A 717-nucleotide genomic window follows, 5' to 3' on the forward strand; every position below is an offset into this window, starting at 1 on the left:
TGAGTACTTACAGCTTTGGTGAGCTTGAATCGCAAAATACCCATATAATGCCAAAATCACCAAACACCTCAAATCCATTTTCTATACGCTTTACGTGTTCAAATTCACCTAAAGTAGTTGATTCAGTATCGGGATCGAAAAGCATTCCAATTGATAAATCTGAAAAGTCTATTTTGATAGGTGATTTATCAGAATTGAAAAATCGTATATTTGTTGAGATAAAATCACTACTCTCATCGTCAAGAACCACGAATAGAAGCTCACTCCTATCCTGTGGTGCTGTAATTTCAATAATGTTATTGCCGAATAGTTGATTCATCCATGTACTCAATCGTGGTAGAGCGACCTATTACTAGGCCGACCCCACACAGATCCGGACGTGCGGAACTACCGCATCCGGCTCTTCAGTTATATATTCACTCGTGTAAAACACGACCCTAGAATTTTATAAAGACACTCATTCTAAATATAACATAATCACATTGCATCGATATTATAATATTTTGCTCTTTGTCATGACCAAATGACAGTTTTTGACAAAGAATAGAAACGAAACTGCCACTTTAGGCCCAAGCTATACTAATACATCAATTTTCTGGCAAGTATCAACCTCAAGTACTGACTTGTTGACTTTATGGCGTTTAAAATCGGTAAATCGTGAACTTAGGCAAAGAGTTTTTTGCAGTGACTTAAGTTTTGTCGTCGTTTGAGCTGTTG

At 37.0% G+C, this 717-nt stretch carries 1 protein-coding gene; it reads right to left on the minus strand.

Annotated features, from left to right (window positions below; translation table 11 throughout):
* Positions 1 to 7: 7 nt before the first annotated feature.
* A complete protein-coding gene (locus AC27H3_RS18055) occupies positions 8 to 319 on the minus strand; it encodes a hypothetical protein (RefSeq protein WP_487108106.1) in 312 nt (103 codons plus the stop codon).
* Between the last annotated feature and the right edge of the window lie 398 nt (positions 320 to 717).

The organism is Colwellia sp. NW0002-52-1 (assembly GCF_057550865.1).